This window comes from Enterococcus sp. DIV0176, assembly GCF_050528535.1.
GTDB lineage: Bacteria > Bacillota > Bacilli > Lactobacillales > Enterococcaceae > Enterococcus_B > Enterococcus_B thailandicus.
Map to the genome: position 1 here is coordinate 1,063,538 of NZ_CP172879.1, position 22,123 is coordinate 1,085,660.

A 22,123-nucleotide genomic window follows, 5' to 3' on the forward strand; every position below is an offset into this window, starting at 1 on the left:
GTGAAAGAAAGGAGGAGAATAGAATGTCATTTGCATCTGATGTAAAAAAAGAGTTGACTGGTTTGGAAGTTCATCGTGAACATGCAAAAGCAGAACTTGCTGCTTTGTTGCGAATGAACGGCTCTTTAGGCATTGTCAATCAGCAGTTCATTTTAAATGTTCAAACAGAAAATGCTGCGATTGCCCGACGTATCTATTCTCTTTTAAAAGATCATTATAATGTTCGAAGTGAGTTACTTGTTCGAAAAAAAATGAAATTAAAAAAGAATAATGTTTATATCGTTCGCTTGAAGCAAGGAACGAAAAACGTATTGATGGACTTAGATATTATGGATGGCTTGATGTTTAATGGTCATGTGTCTGATGAAATCATGGGAAATGCACAGAAAATGCGTTCTTACTTACGTGGTGCATTCATGGCATCTGGATCTGTGAACAATCCAGAGACGAGTCGTTATCATTTGGAAATTTTTTCCATTTATGAACAACATAATCAAGACATTTGTGACATGTTGAATTACTATGGCCTGCATGCACGAACACTTGAAAGGCGTAATGGTTATATTTCCTACTTAAAAGGAGCAGAAAAAATTGCTGACTTTTTAACGTTGATTGGTGCGACAAATTCGATGTTGCGTTTTGAAGATGTTCGTATCGTTCGTGACATGAGAAACTCGGTTAATCGTTTGGTTAATTGTGAAACGGCGAATTTAAATAAGACGATTGATGCGGCATCTAAACAGATTGAAAATATTGAATTCATTGAAGCAAGAGTTGGTTTACATGCTCTACCAGAAAAACTGCAAGAAATTGCTGAATTAAGGTTGCAACATCCAGAAGTCAGTTTGAAAGAATTAGGTGAGATGATTCCATCAGGAGCAATCTCAAAATCGGGCATCAATCATCGAATACGAAAGATCAATGATTTTGCTGAGAAGCTAAGAGAAGAAGCTGTGTGATTGACTCAATTAGCGCATTGATTGAGCGAATCACTGTTAATAAAAAAGGTGAACCAAGACGGAATTCGTTTTGGTTCACCTTTTTTATTAGTTGATTAAAGAAGTTAATTCGTCTAACGTGATGCTTTCGTCAAAAATAGTTTGATCGAGTATAATCGTTGGGACGAATTGAATATGCGCAGCATTTGCTTCGTCAATGATTGCTTTTGCCATTTCCATATCTGGTTGATAAGTCAATCCTAATTCTTGCGTTGCGTATTGCGCAACTTCTTCTAAAGAAAGTTCTTTCCATTGGTCTTGCATCTCAAAAATCTGTTTGATTTCTGCTAAAGCTTTTTTGCCGTCGTTAGCAGTAATGTGATGATGCATGACATTACCGCGTTGTAAACTTTCTTTTTCTTTATCAAAGAGTTTAATTAGACGATTGACTTTTCCTTCTTGTACAAATGAGTCAAGTGTCAAAAAAGATTCTTCAAACCATTTTTTACAATAAGGACAAGCAAGATTGAGAAACTCAATCGTTGTTTGTGGCGCTGCGGTATCTCCGTAGTAAATTCCTGTTGTTTCGTTTGTTTTTGTTGCATCAATGACTGAAATATCCATAGAAACACCTCCAAATACATTTTACCGATTCAAAATAAAAAAAGATAGCGTTTTGTTTTCGGAGGATTTCACAAAATATTTCTTATTAAAAGAGTGTTTTATGAAAGTATGTGAATAAATGCTCGAAATTTATTTTTATTCCCCTCAAGTTTACGGTATAATGAAGCAGATTACTCGAGAGAAACTGAACAAGGATGATGATAAATGCGAAAAATGAAAACCATGGATGGGAACACAGCCGCAGCATATATTTCCTATGCGTTTACCGAGTTAGCTGCTATCTATCCAATTACACCAAGTTCAACAATGGCAGAATTAGTCGATCAATGGTCGGCAGCAGGAAAGAAAAATATATTTGGTCAACCAGTTAAAGTTGTCGAAATGCAATCAGAAGCCGGCGCTGCTGGCGTGGTTCATGGCTCCTTAAAAACAGGTGCTTTGACGACTACTTATACAGCATCACAAGGATTGTTATTGATGATTCCAAACATGTACAAAATAGCAGGTGAATTATTGCCAAGCGTTTTTCATGTGGCAAGTCGAGCAGTGACAACTAATGCTTTAAATATTTTTGGCGATCATGGGGATGTTATGGCCGCTAGACAAACGGGATTTGCGATGCTATCAGAAAGTAGTGTCCAAGAAGTAATGGACTTAGCTCCAGTCGCACACTTAGCCTCGATTGAAGCAGAAATTCCTTTTATGAATTTTTTTGATGGCTTTCGAACGAGTCATGAAATTCAAAAAATCGAAGTGTTGGAATATGATGAATTAGCGCCATTGATTAATCAAGAAAAATTAGCAAAATTCCGTCAAAGGGCAATGAACCCGAATCATCCAACCGTTAGTGGAACGAATCAAAATCCTGATATCCATTTTCAACAAAGAGAAACGATTAACCAATATTATGATAAACTTCCAGAAATCGTTCAAAAATATATGCAAGAAATTAATCAGTTGAGAAATACTAATTATGATTTGGTTACGTATCATGGTGCAGAAGATGCAGAAGAAATCATTATTTCCATGGGATCTGTTGCACAGACGATTGAACAGACAGTCGAATATTTAAATAAAAATGGTCGTAAGGTTGGCTTTTTGAATATTCATTTATATCGACCATTCCCAGTTAAAAACTTGCTAGAAAAATTACCAAGTACGGTTAAATCAATTGCGGTTCTTGATCGAAGCAAAGAACCAGGAGCTGGTGGAGAACCATTACTATTAGACGTTCAAAGCGTAATGTATGACGCAGAAATACGTCCAACAATTATTGGTGGACGATATGGTTTGGGTTCAAAAGATGTTACGCCTGATCAAATCGTGACCGTCTTTGATGAATTAAAAAAAGAAAAATCGCAAATGAAAACGCGCTTTACAATCGGAATTGTTGATGATGTTACGTATACTTCACTTGAAAAACGTGAGACACTTGATTTAACGAACCCAACAACTTATCAAGCAAAATTCTGGGGATTTGGCTCAGATGGAACAGTTGGTGCGAATAAATCTGCGATAAAAATCATTGGCGATCATACGAATAAGTATGCACAGGGGTATTTTCATTATGATTCAAAAAAATCAGGTGGCTTGACCGTCTCGCATCTTCGTTTTGGTGAAACGCCGATCCGTTCGACTTATCTAGTTGAACATGCTGATTTCATTGCATGCCATACGCCAGCTTACTTGCATAGTTATGATTTGGTTAAAGGATTGAAACCTGGCGGAACATTCCTATTGAATACAATCTGGAGCGATGAGCAACTTGAAACACATTTACCAACGAAATTAAAAAAATATTTAGCACAAAATGACATCCAGTTTTATACAATCAATGCAATGAAACTTGCACAAGAAGTAGGACTTGGTCGGCGAATCAATACAGCAATGGAAACGGCCTTTTTTAAATTAGCTAATATTATTGAGTTTGAAGAAGTCTTGCCAATTTTAAAAGAAGAAGCGCTGAAAAGTTATGGGCATAAATCAATGACGATCGTTGAAAAAAATACACAAGCCATTGATCGAACAGTCGAGCTTCTTCACAAAGTGGATGTTCCAGAAAGTTGGAAAACGCTTGAAGTACCGCAAAAAGCCGCTCGTAAACAGTCAAGTTATGTAGAAGAAATTCTCGTACCTGTGAACGCACAAGAAGGCAATGAATTGTCGGTGGGAACATTAGTAAGAAATGGAATGACAGCAGGCGAAATGCCTGTTGGGACAGGTGCTGTTGAAAAACGTGGTGTCGCGCTTGAGGTGCCTGAATGGATCAGTGACCGTTGCACGATGTGTAATGAATGTGCCTTTGTTTGCCCGCACGCAGCAATTCGCCCATTTTTGGCAGATGAAGAGGAGATGGAAGAAGCACCAGAAGGGTTCATCGTTCGTGAAATGCGAGGCGCTGATGGCCAGAAATACCGAATCCAAGTTTCTGTGGAAGATTGTACAGGCTGTGGACTATGTGTGGAAGCTTGTCCTGCAAAAGGAAAAGCGTTAGTAATGAAACCTTACGAAGAACAAAAAGAACAAGCAGTGAATTGGGCGTTTGCCATGACATTACGTCAAAAAGAAAACCCGGTTAAAGGAAAAAACACTGTGTTATCAACTCAGTTCAATCAACCATTATTAGAATTCTCAGGTGCTTGTTCTGGTTGCGGTGAAACACCTTATGTGAAATTATTGACTCAAATGTTTGGGGATCGAATGATGATTGCTAACGCAACTGGTTGTTCTTCCATTTGGGGAGGAGCATCACCTGCTTCACCATATACGACAAATGAATGTGGACAAGGCCCAGCTTGGTCAAATTCATTATTAGAAGATAATGCCGAGTTTGGCTATGGGATGTTACTGGCTGCACAAACAAGACGTGAAGCTTTAGCGAAGTCGATGAGTGGAGTGCTACCAAAAGTTTCTTCAGAATTACGTTTATTGATGGAAGATTGGTTGAATCATTTGTTTGATAGTGAAGGCACACAACAACGGGCAGCAAAACTTCAAGCCGCGATAGAAGCAGAACTTGAAGCTGTTCCAGAGTTAGCAATGATTTATCGCGAAAAAGATTTATTTGTAAAAAATAGCCAATGGATGATTGGTGGCGATGGTTGGGCATACGATATTGGTTTTGGTGGTATCGATCATGTGATTGCCAGTGGCGCAGATGTCAACATTTTGGTTTTGGACAATGAAGTTTATTCCAACACTGGTGGACAAACATCGAAAGCAACACCAGCTTCAGCGATTGCTAAATTTGCTGCCAGTGGGAAATATGCAGCGAAAAAAGATTTAGGCAAAATGGCGATGACTTATAATCATGTTTACGTTGCGCAAATCGCGTCGGGTGCAAACCAAATGCAAACAATCAAAGCATTTGAAGAAGCCGAAAAATTCCCTGGTCCATCTCTGATTATTGCATATACACCATGTATCACTCATGGCTTATTTGGTGGGATGAAAGAATCAATCAAGGAAGCAAAAGAAGCTGTATCTTCAGGTTATTGGTCACTGTATCGCTATAATCCGACTTTACTCGAAAAGGGAAAAAATCCAATGACATTGGACTATAAAAAGCCAGATTTTTCAACGATGGCAGAATTTATGCGTAAACAAGTTCGTTTTTCTTCATTAGAAAATACAAATCCGTTAATGGCTAAAGACCTATTTGAAAAAACTGTTCATGATGCAAAAAATCGCTTTTATAGTTATGCACTGATGTCTGGTGAACTCGAAAAAATCAAAGCGAAGTTAGAACCTGAACCCGCTTCGAATACGCCTGAGAAAGAGCAAAAAGAGAAGCGTGTTAAAAAAGAAAGACCTGTTGATCTTGAAGCACAAGAACGACGAGCAAAACGGCGTGAAGAACGTGCAAAACGTCGTAAAGAACAAGAATAATGAAAAGAAAGACTTGCTAATGACGCCTTGAAGGTGAAAATTTAGTAAGTCTTTTTTTGACGAAAAAAGAAATTGTAACTTTCTTGAAAAAATTGTGATTTTATCTGGAAAAACGAAGCAGAAAACTCTTTAAAGAATAAACATATGATATAATGGGAAAGAAATCTCAAAAGAGAAGAGAGGCTTTTTATGTCATTTCAAATCGGGGAACTTTTTAATTTGAATTATTGGCAGCAAATGCTTTCCGGTGATTTTTTATCGCTAAACTTTTTTGTGAACATACTTGATATTCTGGTTGTCTGGTACTTGGTGTACAAACTGATCCAGCTGCTAAGAGGAACGAAGGCCATTCAATTACTAAAAGGGGTTGCGATTTTTATCGTGATTCGAATTTTAGCAGAAATAATTGGACTTCATACGCTATCCTGGTTGATGAATCAAGTCATTACCTATGGTGTTATCGCAGCAGTTGTCATTTTCCAACCTGAAATTCGTCGCGGGTTGGAGCATCTTGGAAGAAGTTCACTATTTAAGCAAACGAAGAGTGAACAGCAAGAAGATGAAAAAATGATTTTGTCATTCGATAAAGCGATCCAATATATGTCCAAGCGAAAAATTGGTGCATTGGTCACGATCGAACGTCATACAGGATTAGATGAGTATATTGAAACTGGAATTGCGTTAGATGCAGATATTACGGGGGAATTACTGATTAATATCTTCATTCCAAATACGCCACTTCATGATGGGGCCGTTATTGTAAAAGACGGTAAAATTGCAGTGGCCAGCGCATATTTGCCTTTATCTGAAAGTATGTTGATCCCGAAAGAGTTTGGGACTCGTCACCGCGCAGCTGTCGGTATCAGTGAAGTCAGTGATGCGATTACGATCGTTGTCTCTGAAGAAACAGGAGATGTCAGTATCACTTTAGATAACGAATTGATTACTGGTCTATCTCAAGAAGAATATTTAGCAATCTTGCGTCGTGAATTGATTGCAGATGAAAAAACAAAGAACAGAAAAAATGTTCTTCAATCCTTCCTAGATGGCATGACTAAGGGAGGGGGTCGTAAATGATCTCAAAAGAAAAAAGGACCAGTATTTTCTATGGGTTTATTGCTTTATTGTTTAGTATCGTTTTGTATTTCAATGCAAACAATCAATCAACTCAAAGTGTCTTATCTGGTTCTGAATCGTATACACAAACTGTGAGTGATGTGCCAATTCAGTTATCTTATGATTCTGAAAAATATTATATTCATGGATTTGTAAGTACGGCAAAAGTGAAACTTACTAGCGCTAATCGTGTTCAGTTAAATGCGGAATCAAATGTTGATACGCGAACGTTCCGTTTAAGTGCAGATTTAACTAAGTTGAGCGAAGGAACCCATGAAGTTTCACTAAGAGTCAGAAATCTTAGTAGTGCAGTGAATGCGAAAGTTGAACCAAGCACAATCACGGTGACAATCGAAAAACGGGTGGAAAAAGATTTTGAAGTAACAACAATCTTGCCATCTGAAACGACACCTTCTGGTTATCAATTAGACACTGTTTCAGAAACACCAAAAAAAGTGTCGATTACGACAGGTGATAAAACATTAGCAGAAATCAACCAAGTGGTTGCTGAAGTCAATGCGTCGGACGTGACAGATGATGGTATCAATAGTAATGTAGCTGTGCAAGCTTTAAATAGCGCGGGAGAAGCGTTGAGCATCATTGCTGATCCAGTGCATGTAAGAGTACAAGCAGATGCAATCAAACCGACAAAAACGGTTCGTCTTTATGGAACACAGCAAGGTGTTCGTGCAGATGGTGTGAAAAGCTATGACTTTAATTTTTCAAAACTGGAAGCAGAAGTAACGGGAACCAGTGAGTTATTGGAACAACTGGGAGATAGTATCATCGTTCCAATCGACGTGTCAGGGATTACACATCGTTTGACGAGAGAGTATGAGATTCCGGTCAGTGATGGGCTAAGTGTTTCACCGAAAAAAGTGAGTGTCGAAATCACACCGGTGTTAGAAGAGACGACCAACAGAAGTTCATCTTCACGTTCAGAAAGCAGTGCAGATCGTACGTCAACAACACAATCTGGAACGGATACAACGAGAACGACAACACCATCAACTTCAAATTCGTCTTCAAGTTCAGATACACAAGCTACGAGTACTGAAGAATCGATAAACGAGACAGTTGATTCAACTCAAAACTAATGGATGAAACCGAACAATTGAATGGGAAAATTTCTTAGAAAATGAAGTTAAAGGAGCAAGTTAATCGTTATGGGTAAATATTTTGGAACGGACGGTGTCCGTGGAGAAGCAAATAAAGAGTTAACACCAGAATTAGCATTTAAATTAGGGCGTTATGGAGGCTATGTTTTAAGTCAACATGAAGTTGAAGGGAAACGTCCTCGAGTTTTAGTTGGTCGTGATACTCGTATTTCTGGCCAAATGCTTGAATCTGCATTAGTTGCAGGGTTGTTATCAGTAGGGATCGAAGTCTTTCAATTAGGCGTTATCTCAACACCAGGTGTAGCTTACTTGACTCGTTTACAAAAAGCGAGTGCTGGAGTAATGATTTCTGCATCGCACAATCCTGCACAAGATAATGGAATCAAATTCTTTGGAGCAGATGGATTCAAATTGGTGGATGACCAAGAATTAGAAATCGAAGCATTGCTTGATGCACCAACTGATGAGCTACCAAGACCTTCTGCTGAGGGATTAGGAACTGTCGAAGAATTTCCAGAAGGATTATTGAAGTATTCACAATTTTTAGTTCAAACAATCAATGGTGATTTGTCTGGGCTAACAGTTTGTGTTGATGCAGCAAATGGTGCAACAGCAACTTCTGTCAATCGTTTGTTTGCAGACTTGGAAACCGATTTCTACACAATGGGAACAAAACCAGATGGCTTGAATATCAACGACGGCGTTGGCTCAACACATCCAGAAAAATTAGCTGAGATGGTTGTTGAAAAAGGAGCAGATGTTGGTTTAGCTTTTGATGGCGATGGTGACCGAATCATTGCGGTTGATGAACTAGGAAATATTGTTGATGGTGATAAAATCATGTTTATCTGTGCAAAATACTTAGCAGAAAAAAATCGCTTGAAAAAAGATACAATCGTAACAACGGTTATGAGTAACTTAGGTTTCCACAAAGCGGTTGAAGGAATCGGTTTGAAAGATGTGATTACTCAAGTTGGCGATCGTTACGTAGTGGAAGAAATGCGTAAAAATGATTATAACTTTGGTGGGGAACAATCGGGTCACATGATTTTCCTAGATTTCAATACAACTGGTGATGGAATGTTATCTGGTATTCAATTGTTGAATATCATGAAACAAACAGGCAAAAAATTATCAGAACTTGCTGGTGAAGTAACGATTTATCCACAAAAATTAGTGAATATTCGTGTCAGCGATAAAAATGGAGCAATGGATGTTCCTGCAATCAAAGCAGTTATTGATGAAGCAGAAGCTGAAATGAATGGGGAAGGTCGTATCTTAGTTCGCCCTTCAGGAACAGAACCATTGTTACGTGTCATGGCAGAAGCACCAACGGATGAAAAAGTAAATTATTATGTTGATAAAATTGCTGCAGTCGTAAAAGCGGAAATTGGTATTGACTAATTAAATAAAGAGCTAAAGCGGATTTTTGCTTTGGCTCTTTTTCTTGCTAAACTCCTGCCCAAAAATAAAATTCCATGCGCAAAATGGTCTTTCGGTTTGTACATGTGTATTAAAAAGAAGTAGCCGTGAAAAACTCACGGCTACTTCTTTTTTGAATTGATTGGGGAAGACTAGAATTAGAATATTTTATTCAACGGTTACAGATTTTGCTAAGTTACGTGGCTTGTCAACGTCGAACCCGCGTAACAAAGTCGCATAGTAAGCAAGTAATTGAGTAGGGACAACAGTCGTTAATGGCGTGAAGAACGGATGAACGGTTGGTAAAACCAACTGATCATTTTCTTTTGCTAACGCTTCTGTTGAAATGACTAACGTGTTTGCACCACGGCTTTCAACTTCTTTTAAATTTCCGCGAGTGTGAGCACCAGTGATAGGATCACTAATAATCCCAATTACTGGGGTGCCTTCTTCGATTAAGGCAATCGTTCCGTGTTTTAATTCTCCGGCAGCAAAACCTTCTGCTTGGATGTAGCTGATTTCTTTTAATTTCAAAGCTGCCTCAAGAGAAACGTAATAGTCAGAGCCACGTCCAATATAAAAAGCGTTTCGCGTATCATTCAAGTAGGCAGTAGCTAGTTGTTCTAAATATTCTTTCTGAGTGATGATCGTTTCCATAGCAGTTGCTGCTAAACTTAGTTCATGGGCTACGTCAAAATCCAAAGAAAGCATGTTCTTGTTTTGATCGCCGACAGCTTTTGCTAATAATGTTAAAACAGCGATTTGAGCAGTATAAGCTTTCGTTGAAGCAACAGCAATTTCTGGCCCAGCATGTAATAAAACAGTGAAAGAAGCTTCTCTTGATAACGTAGATCCAGCTACATTCGTAATTGTTAATGAAGGAAGCCCAAGTTGATTGATTTTCACTAATACTTGTCGACTGTCAGCGGTCTCGCCACTTTGACTAAGAAAAATGAAAAATGGTTTTTTAGAAAGCAAAGGCATATGGTAACCAAATTCACTTGCTAAATGGACTTCAACCGGGATTCCTGTCAATGTTTCTAAAGCTTGTTTTCCAGCAAGACCTGCGTGGTAACTGGTACCACAAGCAACGATATAAATGCGGTCACTGACCGCGAGTGTTGTTACTAATTCTTGATCAAGTGCAATCTGATTCTCAGCTGTTACATAAGTTTGCGCAATTTTACGCATGATGATTGGCTGTTCATCAATTTCTTTGAGCATGTAATAAGGATAGGTTCCTTTTTCGATGTCAGAAGCGTCAACTTGTGCTTCAAAAGACTCACGAGTGATGACATCTCCTTGAAAATTTTGAATGGTTACGTCATCTGCCGTGATGAGAACCATTTCTTGGTCTTCGATTTCAACAAACGTTTTCGTTTGGGCTAGCATTGCCATTGCATCACTGGCAATCACGTTAAAGCCGTTGCCTAACCCAATCAATAGAGGGCTTTTATTTTTGGCAACATAGATGACATCAGGAGTTGTGCGATCCACTAAACCAAACGCATAAGAACCTTTTGTTAGCTGAAGTGTCTTTAAGAAGGCTTCTTTAGTGGACAATCCATTATTAGCAAATACTTCAATTAAATGTGCAATGATTTCTGTATCTGTTTCGCCAATCAATGTATGGTCAGCTAAATAAGTTTCTTTTAGTTCTTCAAAATTTTCGATCACACCATTGTGAACTAAAACAAAACGACCACTTTGTGATGTATGGGGATGGGCGTTTTTCTCTGAAGGTATTCCATGAGTTGCCCAACGTGTATGACCAATGCCAATTGTTCCAACAACTTCTGGCGTTAAGCGATCCTTTAAATTTTGGATTCGTCCTTTTGACTTAATCAAATAATCAGCAGAGTCATTTGCAACAAAAATACCGGCGGAGTCATAGCCGCGATATTCTAACTTTTCTAATCCGTTTACTAATCCAGGAGTTACATTTTCTAATCCAATCATTCCAACAATTCCGCACATAAAAAAACATCCTACTTTCTTCAATAAATTTGTCTGATGTTTCCAACTGCATGAGTATGTTTTTGTTCGATTCTCACAAATCGTTTTTTTCATACTCTGTAGAGTGCAGCTCCCTAGGGTCACCCGCCGAAACTTTCGATAAACCCTTTCCTCGTCATCTGGTTACCCAGATCTGGCGCTATCCTTAATGGTCTACTATTCTCCTTTTTCAAAAAAGTTTTGGAAACATTTAAAATAATAACTTTTATTGGGCATATTTGTCAATAAAAATCTTTTTTTGTTAAATTGGTATATATCTAAAATGTATTTTTGGAGAAGGAACTGCCAGAATTTTATCGAAAATTGACTATCATCTTTTCCAGTAGTTCGGTACAATGGAAACAATCATAAATGTCTAAATTGTAGGAGGAAAAGATGGAAGCCAAAATAGAAATTCTTACGTTGGGTGAGTTAAAAAAACAACTGAAGGCACTAGAAGAGATGCCGGATGTAACAGATGAAACAAAAATTTTCTTGGATACTGGTTGGGACAGTATCCAAGAGCTAGCGCCAGATGCGGTAGCTGTAGCAAAAGCACAAAAGTTTGTTGTTCATGATGAGTTGACGAATGAAGCATTTGCGGGTTACGCATTAGAAGAAAAAGCGGAAAAAATGAATGCAGAAGAAGCAACAGAAACAGTAATCGTAATTAAAAATCTATATTAAACTTGTAAAGTAAGGAGAAAAAGATGAATAAAAAAAGATGGATTGCTGTGGCAATTGCTACAGGGTTGTTAGTGGTATCAATGGTAGCTTCAGGTATGACACGACCTGTAAGTGATGAAATCCAGTTAGATAGTTTTAATCGATTACTATATGGAGAAGATGAGTTGTCAGCAAACGTCCTTGAACCGGGTGATGAATCAGAGCAAATCGTTAAATTAACTGTTGATGGAACGATTCAAGGTGGTGGCTCTTCCGGTATTTTCGCGTCAGAAGGCTACGACCATGCCAGTTTTATGAAACAGTTAAAAGAAATTGAAGAAGATGATACGGTTAAAGGCGTTTTCTTAGAAGTGAATTCTCCAGGAGGAGGCGTTTACGAAAGTGCAGAAATTGCGAAAGAACTAAAGAAAATCCAAACCGAACGCAAAATTCCTTTATATGTTAGCATGACAAGCATGGCCGCAAGTGGTGGGTACTATATTTCAGCTAATGCAGATAAAATTTATGCGACAGAAGAAACAATTACTGGATCAATCGGTGTAATCATGTCTGGTTTAAACTATTCAGGTTTATTAGAAAAACTTGGTGTAGAAGACACGACAGTCAAAAGTGGTGCGCTAAAAGATATGGGATCAAGCACTCGTCCGGAAACAGCAGAGGATCAAGCTGTCTTACAAGCTTACATTGATAGTGCTTATGGTCGATTTGTTTCGGTAGTCAGCGAAGGACGCGACATGCCAGAAGCAGAAGTGAAAAAAATCGCTGATGGTCGAATTTATGACGGCGTGCAAGCGAAGGAAAATGGTCTGGTTGACGAATTAGCATTTCCAGATGAAGCACTAGCAGCAATGAGAAAAGACCAGAAACTAGAAAATGCACAGTTGATCGAATATAGCACTTCTGGCACTGGGTTTGCGAATACTTGGTTTGGCTCGAAGTTTGCAGAATTCCAAGGAATCAAGGCTTCTGAAACAAGCCAAATTTTATCCGTTTTAGAAAACCTTGGTACGGCAGAATCTCCTAAAGCGATGTATTACTACGGAGGTGAATAAGATGGCAGAAACTCCGGAAAAACAACCGACAAATGAACAACCAGCTACAGCAAATGAATCAAAAATAAATCCACAACCAGCTGTTGGACCAGATAAAGGATTTTCTCAAAAGGTACTGAACTCTTTTCGTAAAGAAGAATTGACAGAAGAACAAATCAAAGAAAAACAAGCTGAATGGCAACAATATACAGAGACTCCTACAGAGAAGAAAGAACTGAATGACTTTCCAACGTATTTTTACGCTGGATTTTGGATTCGTTTCTTTGCCTTTTTAATTGATTTGCTCTGTATTGGTGCAATCACACGCTTAACTCTTGGAGTGGCAAGTAATTTCGGGTGGTTGTCAATCAATGATTCCTACCTAAGTGTGTATGGCTTGTTAGGATTAGTCATTTATTTAAGCTACTTTGTTTTATTGACAAAATTAAATCATGGTCAGACCTTAGGAAAAATGATTTTCGGCATTCGGGTCATCAGCTTTGATGAAATGGAATTGAGTTGGTCAACTGTTCTCGTACGTGAAGCGGCTTGCCGATTTATTTTGAAGTTTCCTTTATTGTTTATTGGCTATATTCCAACAATATTTAGTCAGAAAAAACAGCATTTGGGTGACTACTTCTCAAATACCAGTGTTGTAACAGTTAATTTGATCAAAGCGTTTAATCAAGAAATAAATGCTTAATTTCTAAAATTTGTTATTTTGATTGAAAATCGTACGAACGAAGCGAGGCTGGAACAAAAAGATGTTCCAGCCTCTTTTTTTGATTAGTGGCTATGATTAAACGGTGAGATAAAAGCAATATTTTTGAAAATTTAAGCAAAAGCCGCCCAAAAAGCAAAAAAATTTTTTTCAAAAATTCTTTCTTTCATGCCGATTATGATTTTGATTGTCACGCTTTTTTTGTTTTGTTAAAATGGAAAAGGGTTAGGAGGAGTGACATGGTTGGACCAGTTGATTTTCCAGAAAAATATGAGAATTTAATGCGTGTCGCTCAACAAGCGCTTGCGCAACAGAATTTGGGAAAAGCAAAAGAATTATTTACCCGTGCGTATGAATTAAAGCAAACGTTTGAAGCAAACAGCTTACTCGTTTATTGTTTGTATGAGCTTGATGAAAAACAAGAAGCTTTGAGTCAAGCAGTGATCCATGAAACAGAATATCTGAAACAAGAAGAATTTGCCACTTTCTATTTTGACTTACTCATTGGTGCAAAAGATTGGCTATATGCACGTAAACTAATTGCAGCGACTAACTTTTCAGAGCACTTTGAGCATGCAATGATTGAAAAAATCCAGCAAGCAGAAAATTTTTCAGGACAATTAGCGAGGCAAAAAATACGTCAGACGCATCAAAAATTAGCCAATATCGCTGAACTGTCGCCAACGCAACAATTAACATTGATTAGTGAACTTGAGCAGTTACCCTATCATGAATTTATTCAAGCAACGAAAAAAATATTGATTCGTACAGATATCCATTTATTTGTGCGTGCAAAACTTTTAGAGCTTCTCGTACAAGTTGGAGAAAGCAAACCAGTAGCTTTTTTAACAATCGATGAGCAACTGATTGAAGTCGTGCCACAAGGGTTACCAAAACCAGCCGAGCAAAAAAGTTATCGCTGTTTAAGTAAGTTAGCACAAGCTTATGAAAATCAAGACGCATTGTTGAGTGCGGGATTAAAGGAAGAATTCATGATGCAGGCGGCAATCACGTACCCAATCTTTGACACTTATATTGGCGAAGCTACGCAATGGTTTGAGGAAACGATTAAAGTGTATCAAGGAACGACAGAAATGGGTTTCACTGAAGTGGAAGAAGAAAAGTTTTTAGCCAAACGAGAAAAAATCTTGTATTTGATGCAACAATTTCTTTGAACAGGAATGAAAAATCGTCAAAAAAAAGAAAAAAAACTAGTAAAAATCAGGGATTCAGACTATTCAATATGTTTACAATTTTAAAGCGTTAGTGTACTATTTAATGGTATGCATGAAACGCTTTTGATGTATAAAATGAATTTCAAAACTCGGAGGGAAATAAATGACTGCAACATTTGAAAAAAAAGGCACAAATGATGGTGTTTTAACATTTACGATTGCGCAACCAGAAATCCAAAAAGGACTAACAGCTGCGTTTAATAAAGTTAAAGGAAACTTAAACGTACCTGGTTTCCGTAAAGGAAAAGTTTCTCGTCAAGTCTTCAACCGTATGTACGGAGAAGAAGCTTTGTATGAAGATGCCTTGAACGCTGTATTACCAGAAGCTTATGAAGCTGCTGTAAAAGAAGCTGGAATTGATCCAGTATCTCAACCAAAAATCGACGTTGAAAGCATGGAAAAAGGCCAAGACTGGACAATCACTGCTGAAGTAACTGTGAAACCAGAAGTTAAATTAGGTCAATACAAAGATTTAGTTGTTGAAAAACAAGACCGTGAAGTAACGGATGCTGATGTTGATGCACGTCTTAAACAAGAACAAGATGCACAAGCAGAATTAGTTATCCAAGAAGATGAAGCTGCAAAAGACGGCGACACTGTCGTAATCGATTTCGAAGGATTCGTTGGTGACGAAGCATTTGAAGGTGGAAAAGGTGAAAACTACTCACTTGAATTAGGTTCTGGTTCATTTATCCCAGGATTCGAAGAACAATTAGTAGGTCATAAATCAGGCGACAGCTTAGATGTAAACGTGACTTTCCCTGCTGAATACCAAGCAGAAGACTTAGCTGGTAAAGATGCAACATTCAAAGTAACTGTTCACGAAGTAAAATCAAAAGAAGTTCCTGAACTAGACGATGAATTTGCAAAAGATGTTGATGATGAAGTGTCAACATTAGCAGAATTAAAAGAAAAAATTCGTAAAGAATTAACAGAAGCAAAAGAAAAAGCTGCTGAAGACGCAAAAGACGAAGCTGCTATTCGTTTAGCTGTTGATAACGCTGAAATCGTTGAATTACCACACGTAATGGTTCACGACGAAGTTCACCGTTCAATGGATGAATTCTTGAACAACATGCAACGTCAAGGAATCTCTCCTGAAATGTACTACCAATTGACTGGTTCTACAGAAGAAGACTTGCATAAACAATTTGAAGGCGAAGCTGACTTGCGTACAAGAACAAACCTTGTGATCGAAGCAATCGCTGCTGCTGAAAACTTAGATGCAACAGAAGAAGAAATCACTGCAGAAATCAACGAATTGGCTGAATCTTACAATATGCCAATCGAACAAATCAAACGCGTGTTGACTGAAGATATGTTAAGTCATGATGTAACAATGAAAAAAGCAATTGATTTGATTACTGGAACTGCAACAGAAGCTAAGTAATAACTAAAGATGAAACAGATTTGATCCATCGGTCAAAAATGTGAAAATTTACTGGAAAGGCTGGGACTTGATTTAGTTTTTTAAATTATGTCCCAGCTTTCCTTTTTTTAATAAAAGCTACAAAAAAGGCTGATTTTCAGTGCTTTTGCTTTTTTTTGTTTTATGTTATGATAATTGAAGACTGCAAAGTCGCTGATAGTTTCTTGCATTTTTTGCAAGCTAAGGGGTGAAGACCATGTATGATAATCCAAGTGGTAATGAGACCGTGCGTTGTTCTTTTTGCGGCAAGACCCAAGAAGAAGTAAAAAAAATCGTAGCAGGTCCTGGGGTCTACATCTGTAATGAATGTATCGACCTATGTAAAGAAATAATTGACGAAGAATTTTATGAAGAAGCAGTACGTGAATTCACTGAAGTACCTAAACCTCAAGAAATTCTTGATGTCTTAAATGATTATGTGATTGGGCAAGATCGCGCAAAACGATCATTAGCAGTTGCGGTTTATAATCACTATAAACGTGTCAATCAACAAGCAAGCGATACTTCAGAAGATGTAGAACTACAGAAAAGTAATATTTGCTTAATTGGTCCGACGGGTTCTGGTAAAACGTTCCTTGCACAAACATTAGCTAAAACATTGAATGTGCCATTTGCTATCGCAGATGCAACCAGTTTAACAGAAGCTGGTTATGTTGGAGAAGATGTTGAAAACATTTTATTAAAACTATTACAATCGGCTGATTACAATGTTGAACGTGCTGAAAAGGGAATCATTTACATCGATGAAATTGATAAAATTGCGCGTAAAAGCGAGAATGTTTCGATTACTCGTGATGTATCTGGTGAAGGCGTACAACAAGCCTTGTTGAAAATTTTGGAAGGGACAGTTGCGAGTGTGCCACCTCAAGGAGGACGTAAACATCCGCATCAAGAATTTATCCAAATCGACACGACGAATGTCTTATTTATCGTCGGCGGTGCGTTTGATGGAATCGAAACGATTGTAAAAAACCGAATGGGCGAAAAAACAATTGGTTTTGGTACTAATAATCAAAAAATCTCTGATGAAGAAAGTGTGATGCAACACATCATTCCAGAAGATTTATTGAAATTTGGATTGATTCCAGAATTTATTGGCCGTTTACCTGTAATGGCAGCGTTAGAAAAATTAACAACGTCTGATTTAGTTCGTATTTTGACAGAACCTAAGAATGCGTTAGTTAAACAATACCAAAAACTTCTTTCTTTAGATGATACTGAACTAGAATTCGAACCAGAAGCACTACAAGCAATTGCTAACAAAGCAATTGAACGTAATACTGGTGCTCGTGGCTTGCGTTCAATCATTGAGGAAATCATGATGGATGTAATGTTTGACATTCCTTCAGACGAAAACATCGAGAAAGTGATTATCACCAAAGAAGCAGCTGAATTGACGGGCAAACCGACAATTATTTATAAAGATACAGAGAAAAAAGCTGGATAATGCGAAAGAGGTTGGGACATAACTTTCAAGCTATGTCTCAGCCTTTTTTTAAAGGAGAGAAATTATGAAAGTTCATCAAGCTGATATTATAATCAGCGCGGTTGCTCCGAAACAATATCCTGAAACGCAATTACCAGAAATTGCGCTAGCAGGACGATCAAATGTTGGAAAATCTTCATTTATCAACACACTGATTGATCGAAAAAACTTAGCTAGAACTTCAGGTAAGCCGGGGAAGACCCAAACGTTAAATTTTTATTTGATTGAAAATGCGTTACACTTTGTTGATGTACCTGGATATGGTTATGCGAAAGTTTCGAAAACGGAACGTGCGAAATGGGGAAAAATGATTGAGACCTATTTAACGACACGTGAACAATTGCGAGCAGTTGTGTCCTTAGTCGATGTTCGACATAAACCATCACAAGAAGATATTCAAATGTATCAATTTCTAAAGTATTATGATATTCCTGTAATTGTAGTGGCAACTAAAGCCGACAAAATTCCAAGAGGAAAGTGGAACAAGCATGAGAGCGAAATCAAAAAGGCGCTGGATTTTGATCATAATGATCAATTTATTTTGTTCTCTTCCGTAACGAAAAAAGGAAAAGATGAAGCTTGGAAAGCAATTGAAGATGCAATTGACTATCAAGCATAAAAAAGAAAAACCTGTGACATCAGTGAATTAGTCAGGTTACTTCGTGTCATAATTGCACCAAAAATAATTGATAAAAAGATAAGCCGACGATTGCAAAGCAACTGCAATCGTCTTTTTTTAAATTGAATTTAGCAAAAAAGGCATTTGGGAATTTAATTTTCTCCCAGATGCCTTTTTGATAGAGTTTATTTTTAGTATTAGAGAGTGAACTTAACGAAACAGTTCGGCTACTGCATTTGCTACTTTTGTTTCTTCGGAAAGGTAAGGAATAGTGATATGATCTTGACCCGCATTCATCTTGTTGTATTCAATGGAGGTTTCGATTGCATGCTCGTTTCTTGCCCAGCTACGGCGTGCAACTCCGCCCATTGTGTCCCAAGAAATCGCAGATTTGATGATTTCATCTGTTTCTTTTGACCCATCTAAAACTAAACCAAATCCGCCATTAATTGATTTTCCAATACCTACACCGCCGCCGTTATGCAAAGCAATCAGCGTCATACCTCGTGCTGCATTCCCAGCAAAACATTGAGTTGCCATATCTGCACAAATATTACTGCCGTCCTTGATATTTGAAGTTTCTCTAAATGGGGAGTCTGTTCCCGACACATCATGATGGTCCCGACCAAGCATTACTGGGCCTATTTTTCCCTCTCGTACCATTTCGTTAAATTTTAAAGCGATATTTACTCGTCCCATACAATCTTGATAGAGAATTCGCGCTTGTGTGCCTACTACTAATTGATTTTCTTCTGCATCACGAATCCAGTTGTAGTTATCACGATCTTGGTAGCGACGATTTGGGTCAATAACTTCCATTGCTGCCTGATCTGTAGCAACCAAGTCTTCATGGTTTCCGCTTAAACATACCCAACGGAAAGGACCATAACCATAGTCAAAGAGCATAGGACCCATGATATCCTCCACGTAAGACGGCCAAATAAATCCGTCTTTATCATCGATTCCATTTTTGGAGATTTCTTTAATGCCAGAGTCGTAAATAGCTTTCATAAAGGAATTTCCATAGTCAAAGAAATAGGTTCCTTTTGCTACTAAAGATTTGATTACATTATAATGACGGGCAAGTGTTTCATCGACAAGCTGATGGAATCGTGCTTTATCTGAACCTAATAATTCTGTTCGTTCTTCAAATGAAATTCCGGCAGGGCAATAGCCACCTTCATACACGTTATGACAAGAAGTCTGGTCTGATAATAAATGGATAGTAATATTTTCTTTATCAATGTATTCAAGTAAATCAACAATATTTCCATGATAAGCAATAGAGGTTTTCTCTTTTTTGTCCAGGTATTCTTTTGCAATACGCATCGCTTGTTCTGGTGTCTCAGCTAAATTACTGATCCAACCTTGTTCTAAGCGTGTGTCGATTCGAGACCGATCTACTTCAGCAATAATGGCAACAGCATTGGCAATTTCTCCGGCTTTTCCTTGTGCGCCACTCATGCCACCCAATCCAGAAGAAATAAATAATTTTCCAGCTAAATCTCCATTATCTGGAATGCCTAATTTTAATCGACCAGCATTCAAAAGTGTATTAAAGGTTCCATGAACAATCCCTTGAGGTCCAATGTACATCCAACCGCCAGCAGTCATTTGTCCGTAATTTGTCACACCCATTTCTTCAGCAATTTCCCAATCATCGATGTTATCATATTCTCCAACCAAAAGACCGTTGGTAATGATTACACGAGGTGCATCTTTTTTTGATTTGAATAATCCAAGAGGATGTCCTGATTCTAAGACTAGCGTTTGTTCATCTGTCAGAACTTCTAAGTATTTTTTGATTAGCTGATACTGCATCCAGTTTGAACATACTTGGCCTGTTTCACCATAAGTAACTAATTCATAAGGATAGAGTGCAACTTCAAAATCAAGGTTGTTATCAATCATTACTTGCATTGCTTTTGCTGCAATGCAGTTTCCTTTGTACTCTTCAATTGGTTTTCCATAGATTCTTTCTTTTGGATACCACCGATAACCATAGATTCTTCCACGAGTTCGTAATTCTTCTAGAAACTCGGGAATCACAATATCATGATATTTAGGATGAACATAACGTAATGCATTTTTTAAAGCAAGAATCGTCTGATCTTTACTTAAGCGAAAACCACGATCTGGCGCACGACGAATTCCTTCCTGAAAGACTGTTTTTTCTGGTAAGACATCATCTAACTTGATGGTCATTGATGCTTCAACTTCTGTTAACTCTACCATTTATTTTTCCTCCCTAACAAAATACTTGAAATTTAGAGAAACTGTGATTTGATGACTGCATCTTTAGTATAAATAAGAAAGTCAATAAACAGTCTATCTCTTTACTTAATTTCTATTATATAATATAGTTAAGCGCTTTCAATGTTTTGACATAAATTTGACAGTATTTAATAAAATATAAGGTGCAAGAAAAAAAGGAGTGAATAGAAATGAAAGCAGATAAACTTCTAATTAATTTTAGCCAAATTTTTTGTCCGATTGATAAAGGTCATCCTTTACGAGGAGCAGAAATGAGTGAGGCAACGATTATTGAAGACGGATATATAGCGATTAAGGACGGGAAAATACTCGAAGTGAAAGCAGGGAGTCCTCGTGAAGAATTAATGGGAAAAGAGACCGAAGTCATTGACTGCTATAAGAAACTAGCTACGCCAGGGCTAATTGATTGTCACACTCACTTAGTTTATGGTGGAAGTAGAGAAAACGAATTTTCAAAAAAACTAAATGGTGTCCCTTACCTTGACATACTTGCAGCAGGTGGGGGGATTCTTAGCACAGTAAATTCAACGCGAGCAGCTTCGTTCGATGAATTATATCAAAAGTCTACTCGTCTATTAGATGAAATGATTATTCATGGGGTCACGACGGTAGAAGCAAAGAGTGGATATGGGTTAGATTGGGAAACTGAAAAACGTCAATTAAACGTGGTAAAAGAATTAGAAACTGACCATGATATTGACCTGGTTTCAACGTTTATGGGTGCACACGCTATTCCACCTGAGTTTAAAGGGCAAGCAGATGAATTCATCGATTTACTGATCGAAGAAATGTTACCGAAAGTCAAAGAAGAATCACTGGCTGAGTTTTGTGATATCTTTTGCGAAAAAAATGTGTTTACAGCGGAACAATCTTATCGTTTACTTAGTGCTGCCAAGAAGATGGGCTTTAAGCTAAGAATACATGCTGATGAGATTGCATCAATTGGAGGTTCTAAAGTAGCTGCAGATTTGCATACGGTAAGCGCAGAACATTTAATGGTCATTACAGATGAAGACATCGATCGTTTGAGCGAAGCACAGGTAATTGGAAATCTGTTACCTGGAACGACCTTTAGCCTGATGGAGGATACTTATGCGCCCGCTAAAAAGATGATTGAACGCGGCATGGCAATTACATTAACAACTGATAGTAATCCAGGAAGCTGTCCAACCGCAAACTTACAATTCATTATGCAATTAGGCTGTTTTCAGTTAAAACTAACACCGATTCAAGTATTCAATGCTGTCACGATTAATGCGGCATACTCCGTTTGCAGAAATGAAAAAATTGGTAGCTTTGATACAGGAAAACAGGCAGATATCGCGGTGTTTGATGCGCCAAACATTGATTTTCCAATGTACTTCTTTGCAACTAATCTGGTTAGTCAAGTATATAAAAATGGGGAGTTAGTGGTCAACGAACGCCAAAGAGTCTGATTAATTTCATACTAAGCTGATTTGTATACGAAAGGAGGCACCTGTAATCTTAGGTGAAATTCCTTTCGTGTTTTATGTAATCTCTTTATTTGAACGAGAAAGTA

Annotated in this window: 16 protein-coding genes; 13 read left to right on the forward strand and 3 right to left on the reverse strand. The window is 37.8% G+C overall.

The genetic code is table 11. The features are described 5' to 3' along the window. Window positions 1-23 precede the first annotated feature (23 nt). Entirely contained in the window at window positions 24-959 is a 936-nt protein-coding gene (gene whiA / locus IGJ66_RS05105) for a DNA-binding protein WhiA (protein ID WP_067484292.1), read from the forward strand. Between the two features lie 87 nt (window positions 960-1,046). On the opposite strand, the gene IGJ66_RS05110 is transcribed toward whiA, so the two are convergent. After that, the gene (locus IGJ66_RS05110) at window positions 1,047-1,562 is read right to left on the reverse strand and encodes a DsbA family protein (RefSeq protein ID WP_075491016.1); all 516 of its coding nucleotides are present in this window, start codon (window positions 1,560-1,562) and stop codon (window positions 1,047-1,049) included. A 204-nt stretch (window positions 1,563-1,766) separates the two neighbouring features. On the opposite strand from IGJ66_RS05110, the gene nifJ reads away from it, so the two are divergent. The 4 genes from nifJ to glmM all read left to right on the forward strand — a co-directional run bounded on the left by nifJ (window position 1,767) and on the right by glmM (window position 9,088). Next, a complete protein-coding gene (nifJ, locus tag IGJ66_RS05115) occupies window positions 1,767-5,450 on the forward strand; it encodes a pyruvate:ferredoxin (flavodoxin) oxidoreductase (protein ID WP_430616914.1) in 3,684 nt (1,227 codons plus the stop codon). Between the two features lie 189 nt (window positions 5,451-5,639). Beyond that, window positions 5,640-6,527: a diadenylate cyclase CdaA gene (gene cdaA, locus IGJ66_RS05120; protein WP_067484300.1), complete on the forward strand. Its 888-nt coding sequence runs from the start codon at window positions 5,640-5,642 to the stop codon at window positions 6,525-6,527. Beyond that, complete coding sequence (locus IGJ66_RS05125) at window positions 6,524-7,663, forward strand: CdaR family protein (RefSeq protein WP_430616915.1); 1,140 nt, start codon at window positions 6,524-6,526, stop codon at window positions 7,661-7,663. The genes cdaA and IGJ66_RS05125 overlap by 4 nt, the downstream gene beginning before the upstream one ends. Window positions 7,664-7,732: 69 nt before the next feature. Continuing rightward, complete coding sequence (gene glmM / locus IGJ66_RS05130) at window positions 7,733-9,088, forward strand: phosphoglucosamine mutase (RefSeq protein WP_071868495.1); 1,356 nt, start codon at window positions 7,733-7,735, stop codon at window positions 9,086-9,088. Between the two features lie 186 nt (window positions 9,089-9,274). Here glmM and glmS read toward each other — a convergent pair whose 3' ends face one another. Further along, a complete protein-coding gene (glmS, locus tag IGJ66_RS05135; protein WP_430616916.1) occupies window positions 9,275-11,083 on the reverse strand; it encodes a glutamine--fructose-6-phosphate transaminase (isomerizing) in 1,809 nt (602 codons plus the stop codon). Window positions 11,084-11,497: 414 nt separating this feature from the next. Between glmS and IGJ66_RS05140 the strand changes: the two genes are divergently transcribed. The 7 genes from IGJ66_RS05140 (at window position 11,498) to yihA (ending at window position 18,309) form a co-directional block, all read left to right on the forward strand. Continuing rightward, window positions 11,498-11,788 carry a hypothetical protein gene (locus IGJ66_RS05140; RefSeq protein WP_270344569.1) on the forward strand — a complete coding sequence of 97 codons (291 nt, stop codon included), beginning with the start codon at window positions 11,498-11,500 and terminating at the stop codon, window positions 11,786-11,788. A gap of 23 nt (window positions 11,789-11,811) precedes the next feature. Continuing rightward, window positions 11,812-12,840 (forward strand): signal peptide peptidase SppA, encoded by a 1,029-nt coding sequence (gene sppA / locus IGJ66_RS05145; protein ID WP_067484313.1) that lies wholly within the window; start codon window positions 11,812-11,814, stop codon window positions 12,838-12,840. 1 nt (window position 12,841) lies between these two features. Then, window positions 12,842-13,522, forward strand: a complete 681-nt coding sequence (locus IGJ66_RS05150; protein WP_368026868.1) for an RDD family protein — start codon at window positions 12,842-12,844, stop codon at window positions 13,520-13,522. A gap of 257 nt (window positions 13,523-13,779) precedes the next feature. Next, a complete protein-coding gene (locus IGJ66_RS05155; RefSeq protein ID WP_067484316.1) occupies window positions 13,780-14,715 on the forward strand; it encodes a hypothetical protein in 936 nt (311 codons plus the stop codon). 163 nt (window positions 14,716-14,878) lie between these two features. Then, window positions 14,879-16,165: a trigger factor gene (tig, locus tag IGJ66_RS05160; RefSeq protein ID WP_067484318.1), complete on the forward strand. Its 1,287-nt coding sequence runs from the start codon at window positions 14,879-14,881 to the stop codon at window positions 16,163-16,165. A gap of 235 nt (window positions 16,166-16,400) precedes the next feature. After that, complete coding sequence (gene clpX / locus IGJ66_RS05165) at window positions 16,401-17,651, forward strand: ATP-dependent Clp protease ATP-binding subunit ClpX (RefSeq protein ID WP_067484321.1); 1,251 nt, start codon at window positions 16,401-16,403, stop codon at window positions 17,649-17,651. Between the two features lie 64 nt (window positions 17,652-17,715). Continuing rightward, the gene (yihA, locus tag IGJ66_RS05170; RefSeq protein WP_430616917.1) at window positions 17,716-18,309 is read left to right on the forward strand and encodes a ribosome biogenesis GTP-binding protein YihA/YsxC; all 594 of its coding nucleotides are present in this window, start codon (window positions 17,716-17,718) and stop codon (window positions 18,307-18,309) included. A 210-nt stretch (window positions 18,310-18,519) separates the two neighbouring features. Here yihA and IGJ66_RS05175 read toward each other — a convergent pair whose 3' ends face one another. Beyond that, window positions 18,520-20,544, reverse strand: a complete 2,025-nt coding sequence (locus tag IGJ66_RS05175; protein ID WP_271027000.1) for a urocanate hydratase — start codon at window positions 20,542-20,544, stop codon at window positions 18,520-18,522. 209 nt (window positions 20,545-20,753) lie between these two features. Here IGJ66_RS05175 and hutI point away from each other — a divergent pair, with 209 nt between their 5' ends. After that, a complete protein-coding gene (hutI, locus tag IGJ66_RS05180) occupies window positions 20,754-22,019 on the forward strand; it encodes an imidazolonepropionase (protein ID WP_071868492.1) in 1,266 nt (421 codons plus the stop codon). Window positions 22,020-22,123: the final 104 nt, after the last annotated feature.